Source organism: Xanthomonas rydalmerensis (assembly GCF_033170385.1).
Taxonomy (GTDB): Bacteria; Pseudomonadota; Gammaproteobacteria; order Xanthomonadales; family Xanthomonadaceae; genus Xanthomonas_A; species Xanthomonas_A rydalmerensis.
In genome coordinates this window covers 3,850,815-3,875,152 of record NZ_CP126170.1, presented here as the reverse complement: position 1 = coordinate 3,875,152, position 24,338 = coordinate 3,850,815, and the positions used below count along the sequence as shown (strand labels likewise).

Below are 24,338 nucleotides of genomic sequence, written 5' to 3'. Positions count from 1 at the left end.
TCCGTCCGCCGTTATAACAGGCGAAGCCGGCGGTCAGATGGACGCAGAGAAGCGATAGCCGGAACCGCGGACGGTCTGCACCATGTTTTCCACCGCGAACGGTTCCAGCGTCTTGCGCAGGCGGCGGATGTGCACGTCGATGGTGCGCTCTTCCACGTAGACGCTGCCGCCCCAGACGTGGTCGAGCAGCTGCGCGCGGCTGTACACGCGCTCGGGATGGGTCATGAAGAAGTGCAGCAGGCGGTACTCGGTCGGGCCGATCGGCACCGGCGCCTCGCCGGCGAACACCCGGTGCGCCGCGCCGTCGATGCGCAGGCTGCCGACCGAGACGCTGCCGTCCTCGTCGTCCTCGCGGGTGCGGCGCATCACCGCGCGGATCCGCGCCAGCAGCTCGCGCGCGGAGAACGGCTTGACCACGTAGTCGTCGACGCCGGCCTCCAGGCCGCCGACGCGGTCGTTCTCCTCGCCGCGGGCGGTGAGCATGATGATCGGCACTTCGCGGGTCATCGCATCCTTGCGCCAGCGCCGGGCCAGTTCCAGGCCGCTGGTGCCGGGCAGCATCCAGTCCAGCAGGATCAGGTCCGGGACCCGGTCGGCGATCGAGGTCTGCGCCTCGCGGGCATCGCCGGCATGCACCGGCTCGAAGTCGCCCTTGCGCAGGGCGAACGCGACCATGTCGCGGATGGCCGGTTCGTCGTCGACGATCAGGATGCGTTTCTGCACAACGGCACCGTGGAACTGGGGAGGAAGGTCGCCAGTAGACTACGGTTTTATTACGGTTGAGTGACGCCTGACACGGGCGCGTTTCAGCGCCGTTGCATGTCCGGGTCCTGCACGCCCTGGCGGCGCAGTTCCAGCACCGTCGGGGTGATCGCAGCGATGCGCGCGTCGATACGCGCGCGCGCCACGTAGTCCAGGTCGCTGCGCTTCTTCAGGTTGCTGAGCTGGATCAGGGCCTGCTCCGGGTGCCCGTTCAGATAGGCGGCCTCGGCGTAGGCCTCGCCGGCGCGGGTGTCGTCGCCGGCCAGTTCGCAGGCGCGGGCGAAGGTGCGCTGGAACACCGGATCCTCCGCGGCCGCCCCCAGCAATGGCCGCAGCACGGCCTGGGCGCGCTGGCCGGCCTGGCGGCCGCCCTGTTCGTTGAGGGCGGTCGCATAGCTCAGGGCCACCGCGCGGTTGCTGGGCATGCGTTTGACCAGCGCCTCGAAGCGCTGGTCGGCGGCCTGGTTGCGGCCGGCCTTGGCCTCGGCCTCGGCCACCGCGACGGTCAGCCACCAGTTGTCCGGGTGCGCCTGCAGCAGGCTTTCCAGCGTCTGCGCGACGTCCTGCGCGCTGCCGCCGCCGCGCAGCCGCGCCAGCGCCAGGCCGTAGCGCTGGGCGTCGCTCAGGCCCTGCTTGCTGCCCTGGCGCAGGCCTTCGTACTCGCGGATCGCATCGGCCGGGGTGTTGGCGCTGAACACCCGCAGCCGCTCGCGCGCCCACTCGAACTGGCCGCTGGGGCCGCGCGCGTAGTTGGCGAAGGGCAACTGCAGGCCGCCCGGCAGCAGCGGGTTGCTGGGCGCGCCCAGCGGCTGGCTCAGCGACACGTCGTTCGGATCGACCCGCTCCTTCAGGGTGCCGCCGGGCACGCTGGTGGTCAGGGTCAGGGTGTTCTTCTTCATCTGCTCGGCGCGCTCACGCGCCTCGCCGATGCGGGTGGTGGTGACCGGGTGGGTCATCAGGAAGTCCGGGGTGCTGTAGCCGCCCTGGTTGCCGCGCATCGCCAGCGACATGCGCTCGAAGAAGCCGGCCATCGCATCGACGTCGTAGCCGCTGCGCGCCAGGGTGCGGATGCCCAGGCGGTCGGCCTCGGATTCGTTGGAGCGGGTGTAGTCGATCTGCCGCTGCTGCATCAGGCCCAGGCCGCTGGCGATCGCCGCCTGGGTGGCGTCGCCGCTGGAGCGCCCGCCGGCCTGCTGCGCCGCGACCACCGCGGCGAGCATGCCGAGCAGGATCGGGATCTGGTCGCGCTGCGCCCGCTCCACCCCGCGCAGCACGTGCTGCTGGGTGACGTGGGCGATTTCGTGCGATAGCACCGCGGCCACCTCGTCCTCGCGCTCGGCGGTCAGCACCAGGCCGGCGTTGACCGCCACGTAGCCGCCGAGGGTGGCGAAGGCGTTGATCTGGCGGTCGCGCAGCATGAAGAAGGTGAACTTCTGCTGCGGCTGATCGCTGTTGGCGCCGAGCCGAGTGCCCATGGTCTGCAGCCAGTCGTCGATCAGCGGGTCCTCGAGCACGTAGCCGTAGCTGCGCAGCTCGGCCAGCATCATCTTGCCGTACTCGGCCTGGCGCGCCGGGGTCAGCAGCTCGCCGGCCGAGGAGCCGATGTCCGGCAGCTTGTTCTCCTGGGCCGGCGCCACGGCGCAGGCGGTGGCCAGGGTGATCGCGAAGGCGAGCGGCAGCAGGCGCAAGACGGGCTCCAAGAGGGTAGGCGGACGCCGGGGGGCGCCCGGGACGACGGTGAATCCGGGATGATTCGCAGTGTTGCGGCAGCGGCCTCGAAAATCCACCCGGCCGCTACCATAGTGACTTGGACCTTCTACACCGCCCGGAGTTTCCCGTGGACAACCCAACTGCCGACACCGGCCAGGCCGGCGGCGCGCCGATCACCCTCTATTCCACCGCGATCTGCCCGTACTGCGTGGCGGCCAAGAACTTCCTCAAGAGCAAGGGCCGCACCTGGAACGAGGTACGGATCGACCTGGATCCGGCCGAGCGCGAGAAGATGGTCGCGCTGGCGCGGCGCACCAGCGTGCCGCAGATCTTCGTCGGCGACGTCCACGTCGGCGGCTACGACGACATGATGGCGCTGCACCGCGCCGGCAAGCTGGAGCCGCTGCTCGACGGCCGCGCCCCCGAGGCGCAGGCATGAGCGGCGCCGCGACGGGCGAGGGCGCCGCGGCAGGGGAGGACCGGGTACGCGAGTTCACTGAGTTCCGCCAGCGCATGAACCAGCGCATCCTGGCCGAGCCGAACCAGGTGGTGCGGCGCTTCTTCGCGCTGGACACCCAGACCTACCAGGCCGGCGCGCTGGACGTTAAGACCAAGGAACTGCTCGGCCTGGTCGCCTCGCTGGTGCTGCGCTGCGACGACTGCATCAGCTACCACGTGGCCCAGTGCAAGGAGGCTGGGGTCAGCCGCGAGGAGTTCTTCGAGACCTTTTCGGTCGGCCTGGTGGTCGGCGGGTCGATCGTGATCCCGCACCTGCGCCGCGCCGTGGACTTCCTCGACACGCTGGAGGCTGGCGCCGCGGCCCCGGCGCAGCACGCCCACGACTGAGCCCGCCTCGGGGTGCCCCCAAGCCCGCCGGCGCCCGCGCCGGAGGCCGCCCGGTTTTGGGCGCCTTCACCGGCTTCGGGCATAATTACCGCTGAAACCTCCTTGCGCCTGCAGCCCCGGTTCCCGGGCGGCGCTCCCCCCTCTTGTACGGAAACCGCAACCCTATGACGCAGACAATCACGGTCATCCGTGGCGATGGCATCGGCCCGGAGATCATGGACGCCACGCTGTTCGTGCTCGACGCGCTGAACGCCGGCCTCACCTACGAATACGCCGACGCGGGCCTGGTGGCGTTGGAGAAGCACGGCGACCTGCTGCCGGCCGCCACGCTGGAGTCGATCCGCAAGAACAAGGTGGCGCTGAAGAGCCCGCTGACCACGCCGGTGGGCGAGGGCTTCAGCTCGATCAACGTGGCCATGCGCCGCCAGTTCGACCTGTACGCCAACGTGCGTCCGGCCAAGTCGTTCCCGAACACCAAGTCGCGCTTCGGCGCCGGCGTGGACCTGATCACCGTGCGCGAGAACACCGAAGGCGCCTACCTGAGCGAAGGCCAGGAAGTGTCGGCCGACGGCGAGACCGCGCTGTCCATGGCCAAGGTGACCCGCAAGGGTTCCGAGCGCATCGTGCGCTACGCCTTCGACCTGGCCCGTGCGACCGGCCGCAAGAAGGTCACCGCGGTGCACAAGGCCAACATCATCAAGTCCACCTCGGGTCTGTTCCTGAAGGTGGCGCGCGAAGTGGCGGCGAACTACCCGGAGATCGAATTCCAGGAAATGATCGTCGACAACGCGTGCATGCAACTGGTGATGCGCCCGGAGCAGTTCGACATCATCGTCACCACCAACCTGTTCGGCGACATCCTGTCGGACCTGTGCGCCGGCCTGGTCGGTGGCCTGGGCCTGGCCCCGGGCGCCAACATCGGCGTGGACGCGGCGATCTTCGAAGCCGTGCACGGCTCGGCCCCGGACATCGCCGGGCAGGGCAAGGCCAACCCGTGCGCGCTGCTGCTGGGTGCGGCACAGCTGCTGGACCATGTCGGCCAGCCGCAGAACGCCGAGCGCCTGCGCAACGCCATCGTCGCCACGCTGGAAGCCAAGGACGGGCTGACCCCGGACCTGGGCGGCAGCGGCAATACCATGGGCTTCGCCAAGGCCATCGCCAGCCGCCTCTGAGCGCGCCGGAAGATCGCAAACAAGAAAGGGCGCCCCAGGGCGCCCTTTCTTTTGCTCGGAAGTTGTCCGAAACCACATCTGCAGATCGGTCAAGGGGAGTCGCTCTTACGATTCCCCAATCCCGATTCCCGACTCCCGGCTTCAATTCCGCGACTGCAGCTTCGACAGCAAGCGCAGGAACTCCACATACAGCCACACCAGCGTAACCATCAGGCCGAACGCGCCGTACCACTCCATGTACTTGGGCGCGCCCTGTTCGACGCCGCTCTCGATGAAGTCGAAGTCCAGTACCAGGTTCAGCGCCGCCACCACCACCACGAACAGGCTGAACAGGATGCCGACCGTGCCGGAGGCGTGGATGTAGGGAATCTGGATGTTGAAGAAGCCCAGCACCATGGTCGCCAGGTACACCAGGGCAATGCCGCCGGTGGCTGCGACCACGCCCAGCTTGAAGTTCTCGGTGGCTTTGATCATGCCGCTGCGGTAGGCGAACAACAGCGCGAACAAGGTGCCGAAGGTCAGCAGCACCGCCTGCAGCACGATGCCGTTGAAGCGGTGCTCGTAGACCGCCGAGATCGAGCCCAGGAAGAAGCCTTCCACCAGCGCGTACAGCGGCGCGGTGATCGGCGACCATTCCTTCTTGAAGATCGTGATCAGGGCCAGGATGAAGCCACCGATGGCGCCGCCCAGCGCGTAGCCGGCCACGCCCGGGGCGATCATCTCGTTGCCCGCGGCGTCGACCGAGAGCGACTGGCTCCAGGCGAACACGGCGGTGAGCACGGTCAGCATCAACAACACGCCGGTCTTGTTGGCGGTGCCGTTCAGGGTCATCGCGCCGCTGTCGTGTGCGACGACCGTGCCGCTGCCGGGCGAGACCACGTTGCCGCTGTGCAGATCGAGGAAGGTGGATTCCTTCAGGGCGGGATTACCGCTGCGAAGCATGCTGTTTTCTCCTTCAAAAAGTGGCGCTCGGCCGGTGCCGATGGCAAGGCGTGAGCATAGCGCAGGCGATGTTGCGTACATGCGACGTTGACAGCGGGCCTCAGGCTTCCCACAATAGCCGACCTTTCCGGCCTTGGCCGCGAGGGATGTTCCGCCGGGGTATAGCGCAGTCTGGTAGCGCGCCTGCTTTGGGAGCAGGATGTCGGGGGTTCGAATCCCTCTACCCCGACCAATCCGATGTCCAACGGCGGAAAGGAATGCGACAATCCAGCCAGGGCGCCCGTAGCTCAACTGGATAGAGCACCGGCCTTCTAAGCCGGCGGTTACAGGTTCGATTCCTGTCGGGCGCGCCACACCGGCGCCGGGCAGCAGATGCAAGGTTTCAATGGTGGCTGTAGCTCAGTTGGTTAGAGTACTGGATTGTGATTCCAGATGTCGGGGGTTCGAGTCCCCTCAGCCACCCCATTGATCGTGTGACCCGACGCTTCGCGGGTGTTGCAACGAAGCAAAAAAGCACATAGAATGTGCGACTCAGTTTCAGGGCCGTTAGCTCAGTTGGTAGAGCAGTTGACTCTTAATCAATAGGTCCAAGGTTCGAATCCTTGACGGCCCACCAAAACAGAAAGGCACCTGCTCCGGCAGGTGCCTTTTTCTTTGCCGGCCGGCCTGCAACAATGTGCCGGCAGGCGCCTTCCGGCCCTGCAATGCGAAAGTGGCGGAATTGGTAGACGCCCTGGTTTTAGGTACCAGTGCCGCAAGGCGTAGGGGTTCGAGTCCCCTCTTTCGCACCATTCCGATGCCCGTGGGCCGTGCTCGCGCGGCCACGTCCGGCGTCGCCGCTTCGGGCCTACCGGCCCTGCGCTGGCAGGCGCCGCGGGAATAGGCGAAACTATCCGGCTGCGGCGGCTGTCCCGTGCCCGCGCCAACCCGTACTTTTCTACATCGTGCCGAGAGCCGTGGGCTCCCGGTGGCAGGAGTCCACATGCAAGCTTCGATCGAAACCACCGGTACCCTGGAACGGCGTCTGACCTTCACCCTGCCGGAGGATCGCCTGGAAACCCATGTCGGCGGTCGCCTGCGCGAAGTCGCGCGTACCGCGCGGATCAAGGGCTTCCGTCCGGGCAAGATTCCGGCCAAGGTGATCGAGCAGCGCTTCGGGCCGCAGATCCGCGCCGAGGCGCTGGACGGCCTGCTGCGCGAGACCTTCGACTCGGCCGTGCGCGAGCACGCGCTGCGCCTGGCCGGCAATCCGCGCATCGACCGCGCCGGCGACAACGAACTGCAGTTCGTGGCCACCTTCGAAGTGGTGCCGGACTTCGGCGACATCGACGTGTCCAAGCTGCAGGTGATCCGCCACACCGCCGAGGTCACCGACGCCGACATCGAGCAGATGATCGAAAACCTGCGCCTGCAGCGCCGCACCTGGCAGCCGGTCGCGCGTCCGGCGCAGGACGGCGACCTGGTGACCCTGGAGACCTGGTCGCAGGTCGGCGACGAGCGCCTGCCGGCCGAGGGCGTGGAGAAGGGCAGCAGCGTGATCGGCTCGGGCGTCATGTTCCCGGCGATCGAGCAGGGCCTGGTCGGCCTGTCCAAGGACGAAGAGAAGACCCTGACCGTCGACTTCCCGGCCGACTGGCGTGTGCCGCAGTTCGCCGGCAAGCAGGTCCAGGTCCACGTGAAGGCGGTCGACGTGGCCGCGCCGGTGCTGCCGGACGTGGACAAGGAGTTCATCAAGAGCTTCGGCGTGAAGAGCGGTGATGCCGAGCAGTTCCGCAAGGACATCCGCATCAACCTGGAACGCGAGCTCAAGGGCGCGCTGATGAACCGCCTGCGCCGCGAAGTCGGCGAGCAGCTGATCGCCGCCTACGCCTCGGTCGAAATGCCGCCGCGCCTGGTCGAGAACGAAGCGCGCGCCATGCTGGCGCAGCAGGTCGAGCAACTGCGCCGTTCCGGCCGCGACCCGGGCCAGGTGCCTGACGATGCCCACCAGGGCTTCATGGACGCCGCGCGCAAGCGTGTGCTGGTCGGCCTGCTGGTCGGCGAGGTCGCCCGCCGCAACGAACTGCGCCTGGACCCGAAGCGGGTCTCGGAGACGCTGCGCCTGATCGCCTCGACCTACGAAGAGCCGGAACAGGTCATTGAGATGTACCGCAACGACCCCCAATTGATGGGAGGACTGCAGAGCCGCGTGATGGAAGAGCAGGTGATCGACTGGATCGCCGAGCGCGCCCAGCACACCGAGCAGGCGATGTCGTTCCAGGACGCGATCCGTCAATAAGACGACGCGTCGCCGCCGCGCGCATCCCGGCATGCGCGCGCCGAATCCCGTTTCACTCCCCGCGGCGGCGGGGCGCAACACGATGCGAAGCCCTGTACACCCCCGTGCAGGGACCGACCCCGAGCAGCAGGAGATCACCGCGTGGACAATGTGACCAAGGCCTTGAATCTGGTTCCGATGGTGGTCGAGCAGACCAGCCGCGGCGAGCGCGCCTACGACATCTATTCGCGCCTGTTGAAGGAGCGCCTGATCTTCCTGGTCGGCCCGATCGACGACCACATGGCCAATGTGATCGTGGCGCAGCTGCTGTTCCTGGAAGCGGACAATCCGGAGAAGGACATCAGCATCTACATCAACTCGCCGGGCGGCGTGGTCACCGCCGGCATGGCGATCTACGACACCATGCAGTACATCAAGCCGGACGTGAGCACCATCTGCGTCGGCCAGGCCGCCTCGATGGGCGCGCTGCTGCTGGCCTCGGGCGCGGCCGGCAAGCGCTATGCGCTGCCGAACTCGCGGGTGATGATCCACCAGCCGCTGGGCGGCTTCCAGGGCCAGGCCACCGACATCGACATCCACGCGCGCGAGATCCTGACCCTGCGCGCGCGGCTGAACGAAATCCTGGCCAAGCACACCGGCCAGTCGCTGGAGACCATCGCCCGCGACACCGAGCGCGACAACTTCAAGAGCGCCGTCGACGCGCAGGCCTACGGCCTCGTCGACCAGGTTCTGGAGCGTCGCCCGGATGAGTCCATCCAGCCGGCATAAGGCTTGCATGTACTGCTAAACGCAGCGTATTCCGCAGGGCCGGGGTCGGGCTAGCGTCCTCCCGGCCCTGTGCTATTCTCGAAATCGAACCACCGTTCATCGGGTGGGGTAACTGGGTAAGCGAAGCAATGAGCGAAGACCGGCAAGGCCGTTCCGGCGACAGCAACAAGATCCTGTACTGCTCGTTCTGCGGCAAGAGTCAACACGAGGTCCGTAAGCTGATCGCCGGGCCCAGCGTGTTCATCTGCGACGAATGCGTCGAGTTGTGCAACGACATCATCCGCGAGGAGCTCGAGGAGAAGGCGCAGTCGGCACGCAGCAGCCTGCCCAAGCCGCGCGAGATCCTGGAAGTGCTCGACCAGTACGTGATCGGCCAGCAGCGCGCCAAGCGCACGCTCGCCGTGGCCGTGTACAACCACTACAAGCGCATCGAGAGCCGGCAGAAGAACGACGAGGTCGAACTGGCCAAGTCGAACATCCTGCTGGTTGGTCCGACCGGTTCGGGCAAGACGCTGCTGGCCGAGACGCTGGCGCGCCTGCTCAACGTGCCGTTCACCATCGCCGATGCGACCACGCTGACCGAAGCCGGCTATGTCGGCGAGGACGTGGAGAACATCATCCAGAAGCTGCTGCAGAAGTGCGACTACGACGTCGACAAGGCGCAGCAGGGCATCGTCTACATCGACGAGATCGACAAGATCTCGCGCAAGAGCGAAAACCCGTCGATCACCCGCGACGTGTCCGGCGAAGGCGTGCAGCAGGCGCTGCTGAAGCTAATCGAAGGCACGGTTGCCTCGGTGCCGCCGCAGGGCGGGCGCAAGCATCCGCAGCAGGAATTCCTGCAGGTGGACACCAAGAACATCCTGTTCATCTGCGGCGGCGCGTTCGCCGGCCTGGACAAGGTGATCCAGCAGCGCTCCAACGATGCCGGCGGCATCGGCTTCGGCGCCAAGGTCAAGAGTTCCGAGCGCAAGCGCGAGGTCGGCAAGATCCTGGCCGAGGTCGAGCCGGAAGACCTGATCAAGTTCGGCCTGATCCCTGAGTTCGTCGGCCGCCTGCCGGTGGTCGCCACGCTTGAGGAGCTGGACGAGCCGGCGCTGATCAAGATCCTCACCGAGCCGAAGAACGCCATCACCAAGCAGTTCAAGAAGCTGTTCGAGATGGAAGGCGTGGAGTTGGAGTTCCGCCAGGACGCGCTGCTGGCCATCGCCAAGAAGGCGCTCAAGCGCAAGACCGGCGCACGCGGCCTGCGCACCATCGTCGAGTCGGTGCTGCTGGACACGATGTACGAGCTGCCGTCGCAGGAAAACGTCAGCAAGGTGGTGGTGGACGAGTCGGTGATCGAGCACAAGTCCGAGCCGTACCTGATCTACCAGACCCCGCCGGCGCCGCCCAAGGTCGCCTCCGCGGAGTGACCCCGGGCGGGGTGGGCGCGGCGACCTCGTCGCGGCCTCCCTGTGTCTCGGTAAGTTACTGAAAGTAAAAGGGGTTTCTTGCTCCCCTTGCATCGTCCAGCCGATGGCCCCATAACGGGGCCATCGGCGTTTTTATGGCCGCCCGCACCGCGTTCCCGCCTCCCAAATCGGAATCCTCATGGCCCAGTCCCAATCCGAAGTCCTCGACCTGCCGGTCCTGCCGTTGCGCGACGTCGTGGTCTTCCCGCACATGGTCATCCCGCTGTTCGTCGGTCGCGACAAATCCATGCGCGCGCTCGAGCACGCGATGGAGGCCGACAAGCGCATCCTGCTGGTCGCGCAGAAATCCGCTGAGACCGACGATCCGGCGGCGGCCGACCTGTACAACGTCGGCACGTTGGCGCAGGTGCTGCAACTGCTGAAGCTGCCCGATGGCACCATCAAGGTCCTGGTCGAAGGCCTGTCGCGGGTCAGCGTCGACAAGGTCGCCGAGCGCGACGGCGCGCTGCAGGGCGAAGGCCGCGAGATCGACGCCGCCGAATCGCGCGAGGAGCGCGAGGTCGAGGCGATCGCGCGCTCGCTGATGTCGCTGTTCGAGCAGTACGTCAAGACCAACCGCAAGCTGCCGCCGGAGTTGCTGCAGACGTTGTCCGGCATCGACGAGCCCGGCCGCCTGGCCGACACCATCGCCGCGCACATCGGTGTGCGCCTGGCCGACAAGCAGCGCCTGCTGGAAACGCTGGAAGTGGGCGAGCGCCTGGAGATGCTGGTCGGCCTGGTCGACGGCGAGATCGATGTGCAGCAGCTGGAGAAGCGCATCCGCGGCCGGGTCAAGTCGCAAATGGAGAAAAGCCAGCGCGAGTACTACCTCAACGAGCAGATGAAGGCGATCCAGAAGGAGCTGGGCGACCTCGACGATGCGCCGGGCGAACTGGAGGAACTGGCGCGCAAGATCGCCGAGGCCGGCATGCCCAAGCCGGTGGAGACCAAGGCCAAGGCCGAACTCAACAAGCTCAAGCAGATGTCGCCGATGTCCGCCGAAGCCGCGGTGGTGCGCAACTACCTCGACTGGCTGCTGGGCGTGCCGTGGAAGAAGCGCAGCAAGGTGCGCAAGGACCTCAAGGTCGCGCAGGAAACCCTCGACGCCGATCACTACGGCCTGGAGAAGGTCAAGGACCGCATCCTCGAGTATCTCGCGGTGCAGTCGCGGGTGAAGCAGATGAAGGGGCCGATCCTGTGCCTGGTCGGGCCGCCGGGCGTGGGCAAGACCTCGCTGGGCCAGTCCATCGCCAAGGCCACCAACCGCAAGTTCGTGCGCATGTCGCTGGGCGGCGTGCGCGACGAGGCGGAGATCCGTGGGCATCGCCGCACCTATGTCGGTTCGATGCCGGGCCGCATCGTGCAGAACCTCAACAAGGTCGGCAGCAAGAACCCGCTGTTCGTGCTCGACGAGATCGACAAGATGTCGATGGACTTCCGCGGCGATCCGTCGTCGGCGCTGCTGGAAGTGCTCGACCCCGAGCAGAACAACGCCTTCAACGACCACTACCTGGAAGTGGATCTGGACCTGTCCGAAGTGATGTTCGTGGCGACCTCCAATTCGCTGAACATCCCCGGCCCGTTGCTGGACCGCATGGAAGTGATCCGCATCCCCGGCTATACCGAGGATGAGAAGCTCAACATCGCCGCACGCTACCTGGTACCCAAGCAGCTCAAGGCCAATGGCCTGAAGCAGGACGAACTGGAGATCGGTGCCGACGCGATCCGCGACATCGTGCGCTACTACACGCGCGAATCCGGCGTGCGTAACCTCGAGCGCGAAGTGGCCAAGATCTGCCGCAAGGTGGTCAAGGAGATCGCCCTGGCCGGTCCGCAGACGGTGGTGCCGGCGAAGAAGGCTGCGGCCAAGAAGGGTGTCGCGCGCAAGGACAAGGCGCGCGTCAGCGTCGGCTCGAAGAACCTGGACAAGTACCTGGGCGTGCGCCGCTACGACTTCGGTCGCGCCGAGGAGCAGAACGAGATCGGCCTGGTGACCGGCCTGGCCTGGACCGAGGTTGGTGGCGATCTGTTGCAGATCGAATCGACCCTGGTCCCGGGCAAGGGCGCGGTGATCCTGACCGGCCAGCTCGGCGACGTGATGAAGGAATCGGCGTCGGCGGCGTTGTCGGTGGTGCGCTCGCGCGCCGAGCGGCTCGGCATCGAGGCGGACTTCCTGCAGAAGCACGACGTGCATCTGCACGTGCCCGATGGCGCCACGCCCAAGGACGGCCCCAGCGCCGGCATCGCGATGGTGACCTCGCTGGTGTCGATGCTGACCAAGGTGCCGGTCCGGTCGGAGGTGGCGATGACCGGCGAGATCACCTTGCGTGGCCGCGTCTCGGCGATCGGCGGACTCAAGGAAAAGCTGCTGGCGGCGCTGCGCGGCGGTATCCGCACCGTGCTGATCCCCGAGGAGAACCGCAAGGATCTGGCCGACATCCCGGAGAACGTCACCCGCGATCTGAAGATCGTGCCGGTGAAGTGGATCGACGAAGTGCTGGATCTGGCCCTGGAGCGTCCGCTTGCGCCCAAGCCCGCCGCCGATGCCGAGCAGGCGCCGTCGCGGCGCAAGCAGAAAGCATCCTCGAACCCGCGCGTCAAGCACTGACGCGCGCTGAACCGTCCCTGCGCATATGGCTCAAACCCGCGCCGTTGCTGGCTTTTCGGCTTGCGCGGGTATGGGCCCGCTGGTATAAATGCAGCGCTTGCGAGCACCGCGAACGGGCGTGCTTGGTAGTGCAAATCATCGATCGGGGTCTCGCCAACGCGAGACAGGCCACGCCGACACCCGATCCTCAATTCCGCGGTCTTCTGCCGCACATGGAGTCATCAAGAAATGAATAAAGCCGAACTGAACGACGCGATCGCCGCTGCCGCCGATATCTCCAAGGCCGAAGCCGGTCGTGCCATCGACGCCTTCGTGTCGGAAGTGACCAAGGCGCTGAAGAAGGGCGACAGCGTCACGCTCGTGGGCTTCGGCACCTTCCAGGTGCGCGACCGTGCCGAGCGCACCGGCCGCAACCCGAAGACCGGCGACTCCATCAAGATCGCGGCGTCGAAGAATCCGACGTTCAAGGCTGGTAAAGCGCTGAAGGATGCCGTAAACTAATCGACTCGCTAGGGTGCTTAGCTCAGCGGTAGAGCGTCTCCTTTACACGGAGAGGGTCGGGGGTTCGAAACCCTCAGCACCCACCAGAGCACCAAGCGACAAGTTTCAAAAGCGGAGTGGTAGTTCAGTCGGTTAGAATGCTGGCCTGTCACGCCGGAGGTCGCGGGTTCGAGTCCCGTCCACTCCGCCAGTTGTACCGAAGCCCCCGAGCGATCGGGGGTTTCGTTTCTCGCAGTCGCCGCCACGCGCCAGCGTCGGCCCGGCAGCTCCGGGAAAGCGGGCTTCGCGCCCGCCTCCGTTCAAACGCGGAGTGGTAGTTCAGTCGGTTAGAATGCTGGCCTGTCACGCCGGAGGTCGCGGGTTCGAGTCCCGTCCACTCCGCCATTTGCACGCGAAACCCCCGAGCAATCGGGGGTTTCTTTTTTTCCGCAGTGCGCTGGTTTCGCCCGGATTCGCCGCCGCGGCGCATGAGCGGCGCGGGCTGGCGGGCCGCCGGTTCTGCCGCAAGGCGTGAAGCGGGTTAAACTGCGCGGCTCGCCAATAGGCCGTCGGTTCCCAATGCTGCAGAAACTTCGCGAAAAGACCTCGGGCTGGATCGCCACCGCGATCATCGGCTTGTTGATGATTCCGTTCCTGTTCGTCATCGACAACAGCTACCTCGGTGGCGTCGGTGCCAACAATGTCGCCAAGGTGCAGGCGCCGCCGGCGTGGTGGTCGTCGGCGCCGACATGGTGGCCGGTGTCGCTGCTGTGGCAGCACCACGAAGTGAGCACGGAACAGTTCCGTACCCGCTTCGAGCAGGCGCGCATCCAGGCGCGCGAACAGCAGGGCGAGGATTTCGATCCGCGTGCGTTCGAAAGCATCGACAACAAGCGCAAGCTGCTCGATCAGCTGATCGACGAGCAGGTGGCGAAGCTGTCGGCCGAACGCGCCGGCGTGGTCATCGGCGATGCCGCGGTGCGCGATTACATCAGCTCCATGCCCGCCTTCCAGAACGACGGCAAGTTCGATCCGGAGCGCTACCGCCTGGCCCTGGCCTCGGGCACGCCGCCGCGCACGCCGACCATGTTCCAGCAGTTGGTGCGCGACGCGCTGCAGCAGTCGGTGATCCCTTCCGGCATCGCGGAATCGGCGTTCGCCACCAAGCAGGAGACCGAGCGCCTGCTGAAGATGCTGGGCGAAACGCGCGACGTGGAGATGGCGCTGTTGCCGGAAATGCCGACCGACACCGCACCGGTCAGCGACGCGCAGGTGCAGCAGTGGTACGACTCGCACAAGTCCGACTTCAAGCAGCCGGAAACCGTGACGATCGAGTACGTCGACCTCAATGCGGCCAACCTGCCGCCGGTCAAGCCGGCCGACGAGGCGACGCTGCGCAAGCGCTACGACGACGAGAAGGCGCGCTTCGTCGAGCCCGACCAGCGGCTGGCCTCGCACATCCTGATCAGCGCCGGCAAGGACGCGGCCTCGCAGAAGGCGGCCGAGGCCAAGGCGGCCAAGCTGGCGGCCGAGGCCAAGCAGCCCGGCGCCGATTTCGCCGCGCTGGCCCGCGCCAACTCCGACGACCCCGGTTCCAAGAACGCCGGCGGCGATCTGGGCTGGGTGGAGAAGGGCGTGATGGTCAAGCCGTTCGAGGATGCGCTGTTCGCGATGAAGCCCGGCGAGATCGTCGGTCCGGTGAAGAGTGAATTCGGCTATCACGTGATCCAGCTGCGCCAGGTCAAGGGCGGCGGCGGCAAGTCGTTCGAGCAGGTCCGCGATCAGCTCGCCAGCGAGCAACTGAAGGCCGACAGCGAGAAGGCCTTCAGCGAACTGAGCGGCAAGCTGGTGGACCTGGTCTACAAGAACCCGACCGCGCTGGCCTCGGCGGCGAAGGAAGTGGGCCTGCCGGTGCAGACGCTGGGGCCGTTCTCGCGCGCCAGCGCCAGCGGCATCGCCGCACAGCCGGCGGTGCTGCGCGCCGCGTTCTCCGACACCCTGGTGCAGGACGGCACGGTCAGCGACCCGATCAACCTGGGGCCGAACCACAGCGTGCTGATCCGCGTGACCCAGCACCAGCCGGAGCAGATCCAGCCGCTGGCCAAGGTGCACGAGCAGGTGGTGGCCGCGGTGCATGCCGACCGCACCGCCAAGGCCGCCGCCGCCAAGGCCGACGCGCTGCTGGCGCGCTTGCGCAAGGGCGAGACCCTGCAGGCGCTGGCTGGCCCGGAAAAGCTGCAGATCAACCCGATGCCGGGCTTGCCGCGCAACGTGCCGATGCCGAGCGCGCAGGCCAGCCAGGCGATCTTCAGCGCGCCGCAGCCGGCCGACGGCAAGCCGTCGGTGGGCAAGGTGGAACTGCCTGCAGCGCCGGGCACCGTGGGCAAGCGCTATGCGCTGTTCGCGGTGACCAAGGTGACGCCGGGCGACCTGAGCAAGGTGCCGGCCGAGCAGCGGACCATGTTCCAGCAGCAGCTGGCGCGGATCGAAGGCGAGGCCGATGCCAAGGCCTACGTCGATGCGATGCGCAAGCACTTCAAGATCAGCGTGCAGGAGTCGCAGCTGTAACAGCTGCGCGCCGTCGAAGCACGATGTCACGCAACAGGCCCGGCAATGCCGGGCCTGTTGCGTTTCAGGCGTCATCGAGGTGTGCGTGTCGCCGCGGGAGAGGTGCGCAGCCTTGGCGCGCAAGTGCATCGCGTGCGCCTGCCGATCGCCGGCAGGCTTGGCAGTGCCACGACTGGGCGGCAGGCGCGGTACGTCGCTACCTTCGCCTCGTGCGCGTGCTGAGCGCGCTGGGGCGATCGAGGCAGATATGCTGGCCGTGGGGCAGTGCGCGGTTGGCGTAGGCCCTGGACGCGGTGATGCGCCTGCCTTGCAGGCGCTTACGCTGGTCGCAGGTGCTCATTCGGGTTGGGAACGAGTGATCAGGTCATCCCGCGGCGTGGCTGCACGGCCGTCGGCGCTGCGGCACGTCGTGGACGTCGTCCCGCCGCGGCGGGAGCGCGTCAGTCCTCGTAGCTCAGCACCATGCCGGGACGCAGCACGCTGCGCGCGGACAGACCGTTCTTCATCATTAACGCCTGCACGGTGATGCCGTAGCGCTTGGCGATGTTCCAGGCGGTGTCGCCGTCGCGCACGGTGTGGGTGTGGCGGGAGCGTGCGCCGGCGCGCGTGGCGCGTTTCGGCGCGGGGCTGTCGTCGGTGCTGGCCACGGTGGCGACGACCGGCGCGTCGTCCTGCACCGGCGGCGCGGTGTCCTGGGCCAGCACGGGGCCGCCGAGGCTGCGCGGCGCCAGTACCGGCAGCGCACGCTTGGTGCTGCGGCCACTGCCTAGCGCCGGGTTCAGCCGTGCGAGTTGGTTGCCCTGCAGTGCCTGGCGCCGTGCCCATTCGTCCAGCGCCATGCCGGCGGGCAGGGTCTGTGCCTGCAGGATCGGCACGTCGCGGTCCAGCGAGGCCATCCATTCGTCGCGGGTCTGCGCCTGTTCCAGCACGCAGGCCAGCGCGTGCAGCTTCTCGACATAGGCGTAGGTGACCGAGGACAGGCCGGGCAGCTTGTCCGGCTGCGCGTTCTGCGCGTTCATGCCGGCGCGGCGCATCGACTGCAGCACGCGGTACTCGCCGGCGTTGTAGGCCATGATCGCCAGGCGCCAGTCGCCGCCGAACATGCCGTGCAGGGTCTTCAGGTAGCGCACCGCAGCGCGGGTGGAGTCCACCGCGGACAGGCGGCCGTCGTAGCCGCTCTCCACCGGGACATCGTGGTTGCGCGCGGTGCCGGGGATGAACTGCCACAGGCCGGCGGGGCCGCCGCTGTTGCGGGCGCCTGGGCGGTAGCCGCTCTCCACGAACGGGATCAGCGCGAACTCGGTCGGCAGGTTGGCCGCGCGCAGTTCGTCGACCACGTAGCCGAACAGCGGCAGCACGTCCTCGTCCTCGTCGGCCAGACGCGACGGCGCGCGCGAGAATTGCTGCTGCCAGCGCGCATCGGTGGCGCCGGCGTCGCAGCGCGCGTCGGCCAGGCCATCGCGGAAGCGGGCGAGGATGTCGTGCCCGTTACGGGTGGTCGGTGGTGGCAGTGCCGCCGCGTCCGTCGGCAGGCCGTTCAGGCCGGCCACGGTCTGTTCGAGTGCCGCCGCGAGCGGGGTCGAGGCCGCCGCAGGGGACGCCGCCGACGCCATCGCCAGCGTCAGCGCCGCCGTCAACGCCAGCGCCCTCATGCGCGGAAATCGTCTTTCCAGCGCCTCAATTCGGCGAAGACGTCCACCTCGTCGGACACCCCCCGGCCGAGCCGGGCGCCGATCGCCTGCTGGATCGCCGCAGAGGCGGTACGCAGGAACGGATTGGTCGCCAGTTCGCTGGCGAGGGTGACGGGAACGGTGGGGCGGGCAGCGTGACGCATGGCCTGGGCTTCCTGATGGCGCTGCCGCAGGGCAGCGTTGGTGGGATCGACCGTGACGGCGAATGCCGCATTGGCCAAGGTGTATTCGTGTCCGCAGCAGACCAGCGTCTGGCCCGGAAGGGCGGACAGGCGCTGCAGCGAACCCAACATCTGGGAGGGCGTACCTTCGAACATGCGCCCACAGCCCAGGCTGAACAGCGTATCGCCGCTGAACAGGTGGCCCTGGCCGACATAGGCCAGGTGCGAGTGGGTATGGCCGGGGACGGCCAGGGTATCGAACTGCCAGTCCAGCACCTTCACGACATCGCCGTCGCCGACCCGCTGGCACGCGAATCCGGCGATCCGCGGGTCGTCCGGCGCGTACACCGGGATGTCCGGCCAGCGTTCGCGCAAGGCGGCGACACCGCCGATGTGGTCGTCGTGGTGGTGGGTGAGCAGGATGGCGGCGGGCTGCAGCCCTTGCGCCGCGGCTTCCAGCACCGGCTCGCTCTGGCCGGGATCGACCAGCAATGCACGCCCGTCGTCCGTGGCGATCGCCCAGATGTAGTTATCCTGGAATGCGGGCAGGGCGATCAGTCGCATAGAATTGGCACCATGCCTGCCGTGTCGCTCCCTCGTCAAGCCAACGTCTCATCCTGGTTTGATACAGCCGGGGCGCAGGCGCTGCTGCAGGCCGAGCAGCCGCTGATCCTCGACGCCCTGCTCAAGCGCCCCGCGCAGCCTTGGCTGTGGCTGGCGCCGGTGCCGCTGCCGCCGCCATCGCGCGAGGTTCCGGGCAGGGGCGTGCGCCTGCATCGCAGCGCGCGCGGCTATGCCGGCGACCTAGTGTGCACGTTGCCGCTGCCGCTGCCGTCGGAGAGCGTCAACGCCATCGTCCTGCAGCACGTGCTCGGCGCCGATGCGGCGGCGCTGCTGGAGGAATGCGAGCGCATCCTGATGCCGGGCGGTCGGTTGTGGCTGTTCGCGCTCAACGCGATGAGCCCGTACCGGCTGCGCTGGCGCCGCCAGGGCCTGGTGGCGCGCCCGCCGGGCAGCTGGCGCGGCCTGCTCGAACAGGTCGGCCTGCCGTGCGTGGAGCAGTTGCGCTATCTCGGGCCGGTGTGGCCGACTCGCGGTGGTGTCGGCCCGGCCACGTCCACCGCACCGCTGCGCGCGGTCTGCCTGTTGCAGGCGGAGAAACGCACCGCCGCTGGCATCGGCCCCATCCCGTTGCGCGCGCCGGTCCGCTGGCGCGGCTCGGTCGCATCCATCTGAACACGGAGTTTCATGAAGACTGTCGACATCCATACCGATGGCGCCTGCCTCGGCAATCCCGGCCCCGGCGGCTGGGCCGCGCTGCTGCGCTACAAGGGACTGGAGCGCGAGGTGGCCGGCGCCGAGGCGCACACCACCAACAACCGCATGGAGCTGATGGCCGCGATCATGGCCCTGGAAACGCTCAACGAGCCGTGCCAGATCGTGCTGCACACCGACTCGCAGTACGTGCGCCAGGGCATCACCGAGTGGATGCCGGGCTGGGTGCGGCGGCAGTGGAAGACCGCTGGCGGCGATCCGGTCAAGAACCGCGACCTGTGGGAACGGCTGCACGCCGCGGCGCAGCGGCATACGATCGACTGGCGCTGGGTCAAGGGCCACAACGGCGATCCGGACAACGAGCGGGTCGACCAGTTGGCGCGCAACCAGGCCCTGCACGTGCGCGCCGGCGGCGCCGCGGTGGCGACCTGATCGTGTCTTCCTTTTCCGCTGCGAGTCCCATGCGCCAGATCATCCTCGATACCGAAACCACCGGCCTGGAATGGAAGAAGGGCAACCGCGTCGTCGAAATCGGCGCGGTGGAACTGCTCGAACGCCGCCCCAGCGGGCGCAACTTCCATCGTTATCTGCGCCCGGACTGCGATTTCGAGCCCGGCGCGCAGGAAGTCACCGGCCTGACCCTGGACTTCCTCGCCGACAAGCCGGAATTCCACGAGGTGGTCGACGAATTCCTGGAGTTCATCGACGGCGCCGAGCTGATCATCCACAACGCCTCGTTCGACCTGGGCTTTCTGGACTACGAACTGTCGCGGCTGGGCGAGTCCTACGGCCGCATCCTCGACCGCGCCACGGTGATCGACACCCTGCTGCTGGCGCGCGAGCGCTTCCCCGGCCAGCGCAATTCGCTGGACGCGCTGTGCAAGCGGCTGGGCGTGGACAACTCGCACCGGCAACTGCACGGCGCGCTGCTCGATGCGCAGATCCTCAGCGACGTGTACATCGCGCTGACCTCCGGTCAGGAGGAGATCGGTTTCGCCCTGGCCGAGGACGGCGCCGCGCGTACGGCAGCGCAGGGGCCGGCCTTCGACATGTCGATGCTGCTGCCGCGCCCGCGGGTGCTGCCGACGGCCTCGGAGCTTGAGGCGCACCAGGCGCGGCTGGAGAAGCTGCGCAAGAAGGCCGGTCGCGCGCTGTGGGACGACGCCGAGCCGGTCGCGGCGGAGGCAGTGGCCGGCTGAGGCCGCCTTGCGCGGGTGGCGCGTCTGCCACGCCGACCTGAGGATCTGGCTGGCTGCGCGCCAAACGTGTCATCGCTCAGGCGTGGACAGGCGGGCGGTTACTTCTTCGCGCTTCGATGTTAGAAGGCGTGCGCGGCAGGACGTCGTGCCCGGGACAGATGACGCGCCCTAGTGGCAGCGCACCAGGATCGCGGTGATGTTGTCCGAACCGCCTTCGTCGAGCGCGGCGGCGACCAGCATGTCCACGCATTCCTGCGCGCTGCAGTCGTCGTGGCCCAGCGCGTTGGCCAGTCCGGCATCGTCCACTTCCTCGGTCAGCCCGTCGCTGCACAGCAGCAGGCGCATGCCCGGGCGCAGCTCGCCGGTCATCGTGGCCACGTTCAAGTGCTGCGGATCGGTGACGCCCAGCGCCTGGGTGACGACGTTGCGGTGGGGATGCGCGCGGGCCTGCTCGGCGGTGAGTGCGCCCTGCGCGATCAGCTCCTGCACGTAGCTGTGGTCCTGGCTGAGCTGGGCCAGCTTGCCGTCGCGCCACAGGTAGGCGCGGCTGTCGCCGACCCAGGCCACCTCGAAGCGGTTGCCCTGCACCCGCGCGGCCACCACCGTGGTGCCCATCGGCAGGGTGTCGTTGCGGCGCTGCGAGGCGCGGATGATTTCCTCGTCGGCGATGCGGATGGCCTGCGCCAGCGCGGTGCCGCCGCGTACCTCGCGCACGATGGCCTCGCGCGCCAGGGCGCTGGCGACTTCGCCGCAGGCGTGGCCGCCCATGCCGTCGGCCACCAGCCACAGCCCCAGTTCGTGGTCGCCGTAATAGGTGTCCTCGTTGAGGTCGCGGCGCAGGCCGACGTGGGTGAGGTGTCCGAATTCGATCATTGCGCGCCTGCGGCCGGCCGGTGTTTTCTGGGGTCGAAGGGCATCATCGCGGTCGCGCGCGGATCAGGCAATCGCCGGGCGCGGCGCCACGCAGGCGGGATTCATCGCCCCGCGCCACGGGGGCGCTTGCGGGGCATCGGCGCCGGGCCGCTTGTCCGCGCGCGGCGGGAACCGTATGATGCACGCCCCCGGTCCGCCGGGGACCACCCGGGAAGGTGGCAGAGTGGTTGAATGTACCTGACTCGAAATCAGGCAGGCGTTTATAGCGCCTCGGGGGTTCGAATCCCCCCCTTCCCGCCAGTTTTCGCGTCTCGCGCTCCCGCGAGGTTGCGTCTCCAGGGGCATCAATATGCCCCGTGCCGGACCGGCAAACGTCGCTGGCGATTCCAGCCGCGCTGCAGGCGCTGTCCCGTTACCCCATCGCATCCCCGCGCCGCGACCGAGCCGTCCAGGGTCCTCGGGCGGCGGTCGACCGCATGTGGCCATCGATGGATCGCCACGTTCGTGCAGGTTCGATCGCAACAGGCCTTGCGCCTGGCGTGGACCCTGCACTCCACCTCCGGTTGGGCCTGATCCCGCCTCACCGCGGGTGAGGCCGGCCGCCAGGTCTGCCTGCGCAGGTGGACGCCCGCATCCCGCGGCGTCGCGCCTGCATCCGGCGCGTCGCAGGCGTTCCCGCCATGCGTTGGACAAGATCGTTCTCCCGGTTCATCCATCGTCCAGCGGTCGTGTTCGCATGCTGTCGCCCCCTGGTTTCGGCATTGGCGCAATGGACAGTCGGATTGGCTTCGAGCGTGCGAATCGACGTGCCGACGCGTGTCCCGGCGTCCCCAGGGTGGTGCCGCGCGCGCAGGCGATGAAAACGACGAACGCAGGTGGGCACCCAGGATCGCGTCGGTGCTTCTCCTCCATCGTGATGTGCATCCTGCTGTTTGCCGCGGTCGGCGCCACGGCCCAGCGCGGCGTTGCGGCGCCGATGCCGGACGCGCCGGAATCCGCGCGCGCGGCGCGGTTCGGACTCAGCGAACGCGCGGATGCCTATGTCGTCGACACCGGTGCGGGCTTGACCTTCGCCGTGCGGCGCATCGCCGGCCACAATGGGTTGCAGAGCGCGGGCGGTCTGTCCTCGCTGCGCTGGCATGGTGTCGAGTACCAGGATCCGGCCAAGGACAGCCACGTCAACTCGGGCTTCGCCGGCCTCTACGCGGACGCCGGGTCGGTCGCCGTCGAGGCGCGACAGCTCGATGCCGACACGATCCGGGTGACGGTGCGCTCGGGTGATCTGGTCCATTACTACCTGGCCCGGCGCGGCGAGCCGCGCATCTACATGGCCGACCGCTTCGGCAGCGAACCGAAGCCCGGGCTGCTGCGCTTCGTCGTGCGCGTGCCCTGGGCGCTGCTCCCGCATGGCCCCGAACCGGCGGACCTGCACGGCACCGATCGCACCATCGAGGCGCATGACGTGTTTGCCCGTCCGGACGGGCAGACCCGCTCGAAACACTATTCCAACATGCGGCTGCTCGACTGGCGTTTCTTCGGCGCGACCGGTGCGCATGTCGGGATGTGGATGGTGCGCGACGACAACGAAGGCGGCTCCGGCGGCCCGTTCTACCGCAGCCTGCTGGACCAGGGCACCGTCGACCAGGAGCTGACCTACATCGTCAATTACGGCGAAGGCCAGACCGAGCCGTTCCGGACCGGCATCCTCGATGCCTACACGCTGATCTTCACCGATGGCGCGCCGCCCGGGCCGGTCGATACCGCGTGGTTCGCCGGTGCGGGCCTGGACGGTTACGTCCCGCCGGCGGCACGCGGCGGGGTGGCCGGTACGGCGCGCGGCCTTGATCCTGCCTTTGCCTACACGGTGGGTTTCGCCTCGGCCCAGGCGCAGTACTGGACCGGCGTCGGCGCGGACGGGCGCTTCGAACGCAGCGGCATGCTGCCAGGCGTCTACCGGGTGACGCTCTACAAGAACGAACTGGCCGTCGCGCAGGGCGAGGCCGCTGTGGCGGCAGGCCGTACCGTGGCCGCCGGGACGCTGCGCGCCGACGATCCGGACGCCGTGCCGGCGTTGTGGCGGATCGGGCGCTGGGACGGCTCGCCGCGCGAGTTCTTGAACGGCGACAAGGTGACGACCATGCACCCGTCGGACGTGCGCATGGCGAGCTGGCGGACTGCGCCATTCACGGTCGGTGCGTCGTCAGCGGCGCAGGACTTTCCCGCGTATCAATGGCAGGACGTGAACAACGCGCTGCACGTGCGCTTCGTCCTCGCGCGCATGCCGGCCGCGCCGCCGACGCTGCGGATCGGCATCACCACCGCCGCCTTTCATGGGCGCCCCGTGCCCGCGATCGGCGATTGGCAGGCGGCGGTTCCCACGGCGTCGCAGCAACCGACCTCGCGCACGTTGACGGTCGGCACCTATCGCGGCAACAACACCGTCTATCGCTTCGTCATCCCGTTGTCCGCGTTGAAGGTCGGGAGCAACGAGCTGACGTTGAGCGTCGCCAGCGGTCAGCACGGGCAGGGTTTCCTCAGTCCGGGCGTTTCGTACGATGCGATCGATCTGGTCCAGGAGAACGTACCTGCGGGCGTCGCTGCGGCGCGCTGACGTCCGTGCTCCGTACCAGGCCGGTGCGCAACCGCGACGCAGCGCCGACGCCGCCTTAAGGCAGAGCCGTTACACTTGCGCGACTTCTGTTTGTGGTGTCTGCCATGTCCGAAATCCTGGTGCCCGTATCCTTTGGCGAATTGCTCGACAAGATCGCCATCCTGCAGATCAAGTCCGAGCGCATTGGCGATGCCGAAAAGCTGGCCAACGTGCGCGCCGAGTTGTCGGCGCTGGAAAAGACCTGGATGGCGCATCCGGCGGCCGGTGGCGACGTGGCGCGGTTGCGTGCGGAGTTGAAGGCGGTCAACGAGCGCCTGTGGGTCATCGAGGACGAGATCCGGATCAAGGAGAAGGCGCAGGCCTTCGACGAGGAGTTCATCAAGCTGGCGCGCAGCGTGTACTACGAAAACGACGAACGCGCGCGCCTCAAGAAGGAAATCAATCTGGCCCTGGGCTCCAGCTACGTGGAAGAGAAGTCCTACCAGGACTACCGCAACCCCTCGGCCTGAGGGCGGCGCCCGGGAGGCGTTGCCGTCTCCCGGATGCCGGCCACCGTCAGTCGCGCGCCACCACCAGGCCGGTCAGGCGCCGCACCAGCGGCAGCACCAGCAGCAAGGTGGGGAAGGCGACCAGCCAGGACAGCGCCCAGGCGCCGAGCCAGAGCGTGCCGACGCCGGGCGCCAGCCCGACGCTGCGCAAGGTGCTGATCATTGAGACGATGCAGGTCATCAGCACCGACAGCAGCAGCGGGGTCACCCAGGCGGCATGGCGCGGGGGCAGTTTGCGGGAAAACAGCGGGGAACGTGACATTGCGGACTCTCCGTAAGCCGGTCGATCGAAGGCGCCACCCGCCAACGGCCTGCCAGGCCTGGGCGGGAAACAGCCCCGGACGGATCCGGCGCAGTTGGCGCGTTGATTGACGTAAACGCTTACGGCGGCT

At 67.8% G+C, this 24,338-nt stretch carries 21 protein-coding genes and 9 tRNA genes; 23 read left to right on the top strand and 7 right to left on the bottom strand.

Annotation, left to right across the window (positions count from 1 at the left end; translation table 11 throughout):
• Positions 1 to 33 precede the first annotated feature (33 nt).
• Positions 34 to 723 carry a phosphate regulon transcriptional regulator PhoB gene (gene phoB / locus QN245_RS16335; RefSeq protein ID WP_160959358.1) on the bottom strand — a complete coding sequence of 230 codons (690 nt, stop codon included), beginning with the start codon at positions 721 to 723 and terminating at the stop codon, positions 34 to 36.
• 83 nt (positions 724 to 806) lie between these two features.
• Positions 807 to 2,450: a M48 family metalloprotease gene (locus QN245_RS16330; RefSeq protein WP_317843675.1), complete on the bottom strand. Its 1,644-nt coding sequence runs from the start codon at positions 2,448 to 2,450 to the stop codon at positions 807 to 809.
• Between the two features lie 149 nt (positions 2,451 to 2,599).
• Here QN245_RS16330 and grxC point away from each other — a divergent pair, with 149 nt between their 5' ends.
• From grxC to QN245_RS16315, 3 genes are all read left to right on the top strand, one after another.
• Positions 2,600 to 2,911 (top strand): glutaredoxin 3, encoded by a 312-nt coding sequence (grxC, locus tag QN245_RS16325; RefSeq protein ID WP_160966173.1) that lies wholly within the window; start codon positions 2,600 to 2,602, stop codon positions 2,909 to 2,911.
• Positions 2,908 to 3,318: a carboxymuconolactone decarboxylase family protein gene (locus QN245_RS16320; RefSeq protein WP_160966175.1), complete on the top strand. Its 411-nt coding sequence runs from the start codon at positions 2,908 to 2,910 to the stop codon at positions 3,316 to 3,318. Before grxC ends, QN245_RS16320 begins: the two co-directional genes overlap by 4 nt.
• A 164-nt stretch (positions 3,319 to 3,482) precedes the next feature.
• Complete coding sequence (locus QN245_RS16315) at positions 3,483 to 4,490, top strand: isocitrate dehydrogenase (protein ID WP_184448244.1); 1,008 nt, start codon at positions 3,483 to 3,485, stop codon at positions 4,488 to 4,490.
• Positions 4,491 to 4,631: 141 nt separating this feature from the next.
• Here the strand turns inward: QN245_RS16315 and QN245_RS16310 are convergent, their stop codons facing one another.
• Complete coding sequence (locus QN245_RS16310; protein ID WP_184448243.1) at positions 4,632 to 5,432, bottom strand: Bax inhibitor-1/YccA family protein; 801 nt, start codon at positions 5,430 to 5,432, stop codon at positions 4,632 to 4,634.
• 155 nt (positions 5,433 to 5,587) lie between these two features.
• Between QN245_RS16310 and QN245_RS16305 the strand changes: the two genes are divergently transcribed.
• The 14 genes from QN245_RS16305 (at position 5,588) to QN245_RS16240 (ending at position 15,588) form a co-directional block, all read left to right on the top strand.
• Positions 5,588 to 5,664, top strand: a tRNA-Pro gene (locus QN245_RS16305).
• 44 nt (positions 5,665 to 5,708) lie between these two features.
• Positions 5,709 to 5,785 (top strand) — tRNA-Arg (locus QN245_RS16300).
• 35 nt (positions 5,786 to 5,820) lie between these two features.
• A tRNA-His gene (locus tag QN245_RS16295) sits at positions 5,821 to 5,897 on the top strand.
• A 75-nt stretch (positions 5,898 to 5,972) separates the two neighbouring features.
• A tRNA-Lys gene (locus QN245_RS16290) sits at positions 5,973 to 6,048 on the top strand.
• A gap of 90 nt (positions 6,049 to 6,138) precedes the next feature.
• Positions 6,139 to 6,223, top strand: a tRNA-Leu gene (locus QN245_RS16285).
• 191 nt (positions 6,224 to 6,414) lie between these two features.
• Positions 6,415 to 7,710 (top strand): trigger factor, encoded by a 1,296-nt coding sequence (tig, locus tag QN245_RS16280; RefSeq protein ID WP_317843674.1) that lies wholly within the window; start codon positions 6,415 to 6,417, stop codon positions 7,708 to 7,710.
• Positions 7,711 to 7,851: 141 nt separating this feature from the next.
• Entirely contained in the window at positions 7,852 to 8,478 is a 627-nt protein-coding gene (gene clpP, locus QN245_RS16275) for an ATP-dependent Clp endopeptidase proteolytic subunit ClpP (RefSeq protein ID WP_017907831.1), read from the top strand.
• A 128-nt stretch (positions 8,479 to 8,606) separates the two neighbouring features.
• Positions 8,607 to 9,893 carry an ATP-dependent Clp protease ATP-binding subunit ClpX gene (gene clpX, locus QN245_RS16270; RefSeq protein WP_160966183.1) on the top strand — a complete coding sequence of 429 codons (1,287 nt, stop codon included), beginning with the start codon at positions 8,607 to 8,609 and terminating at the stop codon, positions 9,891 to 9,893.
• Between the two features lie 178 nt (positions 9,894 to 10,071).
• Entirely contained in the window at positions 10,072 to 12,540 is a 2,469-nt protein-coding gene (gene lon / locus QN245_RS16265; RefSeq protein ID WP_160966185.1) for an endopeptidase La, read from the top strand.
• A 228-nt stretch (positions 12,541 to 12,768) separates the two neighbouring features.
• Positions 12,769 to 13,041: an HU family DNA-binding protein gene (locus QN245_RS16260; RefSeq protein ID WP_010341124.1), complete on the top strand. Its 273-nt coding sequence runs from the start codon at positions 12,769 to 12,771 to the stop codon at positions 13,039 to 13,041.
• An 11-nt stretch (positions 13,042 to 13,052) separates the two neighbouring features.
• Positions 13,053 to 13,127 (top strand) — tRNA-Val (locus QN245_RS16255).
• A gap of 27 nt (positions 13,128 to 13,154) precedes the next feature.
• A tRNA-Asp gene (locus tag QN245_RS16250) sits at positions 13,155 to 13,231 on the top strand.
• A gap of 117 nt (positions 13,232 to 13,348) precedes the next feature.
• Positions 13,349 to 13,425, top strand: a tRNA-Asp gene (locus QN245_RS16245).
• 174 nt (positions 13,426 to 13,599) lie between these two features.
• On the top strand, positions 13,600 to 15,588 hold the full coding sequence (locus QN245_RS16240; protein ID WP_317843673.1) for a peptidylprolyl isomerase: 1,989 nt from the start codon (positions 13,600 to 13,602) through the stop codon (positions 15,586 to 15,588).
• Between the two features lie 440 nt (positions 15,589 to 16,028).
• On the opposite strand, the gene QN245_RS16235 is transcribed toward QN245_RS16240, so the two are convergent.
• Both QN245_RS16235 and gloB read right to left on the bottom strand, forming a co-directional pair.
• Positions 16,029 to 17,240, bottom strand: a complete 1,212-nt coding sequence (locus QN245_RS16235; protein ID WP_317843672.1) for a lytic transglycosylase domain-containing protein — start codon at positions 17,238 to 17,240, stop codon at positions 16,029 to 16,031.
• The gene (gene gloB / locus QN245_RS16230; RefSeq protein WP_317843671.1) at positions 17,237 to 18,004 is read right to left on the bottom strand and encodes a hydroxyacylglutathione hydrolase; all 768 of its coding nucleotides are present in this window, start codon (positions 18,002 to 18,004) and stop codon (positions 17,237 to 17,239) included. Before gloB ends, QN245_RS16235 begins: the two co-directional genes overlap by 4 nt.
• A 12-nt stretch (positions 18,005 to 18,016) precedes the next feature.
• Here gloB and QN245_RS16225 point away from each other — a divergent pair, with 12 nt between their 5' ends.
• Genes QN245_RS16225 through dnaQ form a run of 3 tightly spaced genes read left to right on the top strand, consistent with a single transcriptional unit; the run spans position 18,017 to position 19,914 of the window.
• Complete coding sequence (locus tag QN245_RS16225) at positions 18,017 to 18,676, top strand: class I SAM-dependent methyltransferase (RefSeq protein ID WP_184448238.1); 660 nt, start codon at positions 18,017 to 18,019, stop codon at positions 18,674 to 18,676.
• Between the two features lie 12 nt (positions 18,677 to 18,688).
• Complete coding sequence (rnhA, locus tag QN245_RS16220) at positions 18,689 to 19,147, top strand: ribonuclease HI (protein ID WP_017907823.1); 459 nt, start codon at positions 18,689 to 18,691, stop codon at positions 19,145 to 19,147.
• Between the two features lie 29 nt (positions 19,148 to 19,176).
• Positions 19,177 to 19,914 carry a DNA polymerase III subunit epsilon gene (gene dnaQ / locus QN245_RS16215; protein WP_184448236.1) on the top strand — a complete coding sequence of 246 codons (738 nt, stop codon included), beginning with the start codon at positions 19,177 to 19,179 and terminating at the stop codon, positions 19,912 to 19,914.
• Between the two features lie 168 nt (positions 19,915 to 20,082).
• On the opposite strand, the gene QN245_RS16210 is transcribed toward dnaQ, so the two are convergent.
• Entirely contained in the window at positions 20,083 to 20,787 is a 705-nt protein-coding gene (locus QN245_RS16210) for a PP2C family protein-serine/threonine phosphatase (RefSeq protein ID WP_017907821.1), read from the bottom strand.
• A gap of 209 nt (positions 20,788 to 20,996) precedes the next feature.
• Here QN245_RS16210 and QN245_RS16205 point away from each other — a divergent pair.
• The 3 genes from QN245_RS16205 to QN245_RS16195 all read left to right on the top strand — a co-directional run bounded on the left by QN245_RS16205 (position 20,997) and on the right by QN245_RS16195 (position 23,907).
• A tRNA-Ser gene (locus QN245_RS16205) sits at positions 20,997 to 21,087 on the top strand.
• A gap of 436 nt (positions 21,088 to 21,523) precedes the next feature.
• A complete protein-coding gene (locus QN245_RS16200; protein WP_317843670.1) occupies positions 21,524 to 23,398 on the top strand; it encodes a rhamnogalacturonan lyase B N-terminal domain-containing protein in 1,875 nt (624 codons plus the stop codon).
• 104 nt (positions 23,399 to 23,502) lie between these two features.
• On the top strand, positions 23,503 to 23,907 hold the full coding sequence (locus tag QN245_RS16195) for a DUF6165 family protein (protein WP_160966197.1): 405 nt from the start codon (positions 23,503 to 23,505) through the stop codon (positions 23,905 to 23,907).
• A gap of 46 nt (positions 23,908 to 23,953) precedes the next feature.
• Here the strand turns inward: QN245_RS16195 and QN245_RS16190 are convergent, their stop codons facing one another.
• On the bottom strand, positions 23,954 to 24,208 hold the full coding sequence (locus tag QN245_RS16190; protein WP_317843669.1) for a DUF2798 domain-containing protein: 255 nt from the start codon (positions 24,206 to 24,208) through the stop codon (positions 23,954 to 23,956).
• Positions 24,209 to 24,338: the final 130 nt, after the last annotated feature.

What these genes read in the sequence shown, in the direction of transcription:
- QN245_RS16320 (WP_160966175.1), top strand. Translation starts at nt 2,908, where the DNA reads ATGAGCGGCGCCGCGACGGGCGAGGGCGCCGCGGCAGGGGAGGACCGG.
- QN245_RS16315 (WP_184448244.1), top strand. Translation starts at nt 3,483, where the DNA reads ATGACGCAGACAATCACGGTCATCCGTGGCGATGGCATCGGCCCGGAG.
- QN245_RS16310 (WP_184448243.1), bottom strand. Translation starts at nt 5,432, where the DNA reads ATGCTTCGCAGCGGTAATCCCGCCCTGAAGGAATCCACCTTCCTCGAT.
- tig (WP_317843674.1), top strand. Translation starts at nt 6,415, where the DNA reads ATGCAAGCTTCGATCGAAACCACCGGTACCCTGGAACGGCGTCTGACC.
- clpX (WP_160966183.1), top strand. Translation starts at nt 8,607, where the DNA reads ATGAGCGAAGACCGGCAAGGCCGTTCCGGCGACAGCAACAAGATCCTG.
- lon (WP_160966185.1), top strand. Translation starts at nt 10,072, where the DNA reads ATGGCCCAGTCCCAATCCGAAGTCCTCGACCTGCCGGTCCTGCCGTTG.
- QN245_RS16260 (WP_010341124.1), top strand. Translation starts at nt 12,769, where the DNA reads ATGAATAAAGCCGAACTGAACGACGCGATCGCCGCTGCCGCCGATATC.
- QN245_RS16240 (WP_317843673.1), top strand. Translation starts at nt 13,600, where the DNA reads ATGCTGCAGAAACTTCGCGAAAAGACCTCGGGCTGGATCGCCACCGCG.
- QN245_RS16235 (WP_317843672.1), bottom strand. Translation starts at nt 17,240, where the DNA reads ATGAGGGCGCTGGCGTTGACGGCGGCGCTGACGCTGGCGATGGCGTCG.
- gloB (WP_317843671.1), bottom strand. Translation starts at nt 18,004, where the DNA reads ATGCGACTGATCGCCCTGCCCGCATTCCAGGATAACTACATCTGGGCG.
- QN245_RS16225 (WP_184448238.1), top strand. Translation starts at nt 18,017, where the DNA reads ATGCCTGCCGTGTCGCTCCCTCGTCAAGCCAACGTCTCATCCTGGTTT.
- rnhA (WP_017907823.1), top strand. Translation starts at nt 18,689, where the DNA reads ATGAAGACTGTCGACATCCATACCGATGGCGCCTGCCTCGGCAATCCC.
- dnaQ (WP_184448236.1), top strand. Translation starts at nt 19,177, where the DNA reads ATGCGCCAGATCATCCTCGATACCGAAACCACCGGCCTGGAATGGAAG.
- QN245_RS16210 (WP_017907821.1), bottom strand. Translation starts at nt 20,787, where the DNA reads ATGATCGAATTCGGACACCTCACCCACGTCGGCCTGCGCCGCGACCTC.
- QN245_RS16200 (WP_317843670.1), top strand. Translation starts at nt 21,524, where the DNA reads ATGCTGTCGCCCCCTGGTTTCGGCATTGGCGCAATGGACAGTCGGATT.
- QN245_RS16195 (WP_160966197.1), top strand. Translation starts at nt 23,503, where the DNA reads ATGTCCGAAATCCTGGTGCCCGTATCCTTTGGCGAATTGCTCGACAAG.
- QN245_RS16190 (WP_317843669.1), bottom strand. Translation starts at nt 24,208, where the DNA reads ATGTCACGTTCCCCGCTGTTTTCCCGCAAACTGCCCCCGCGCCATGCC.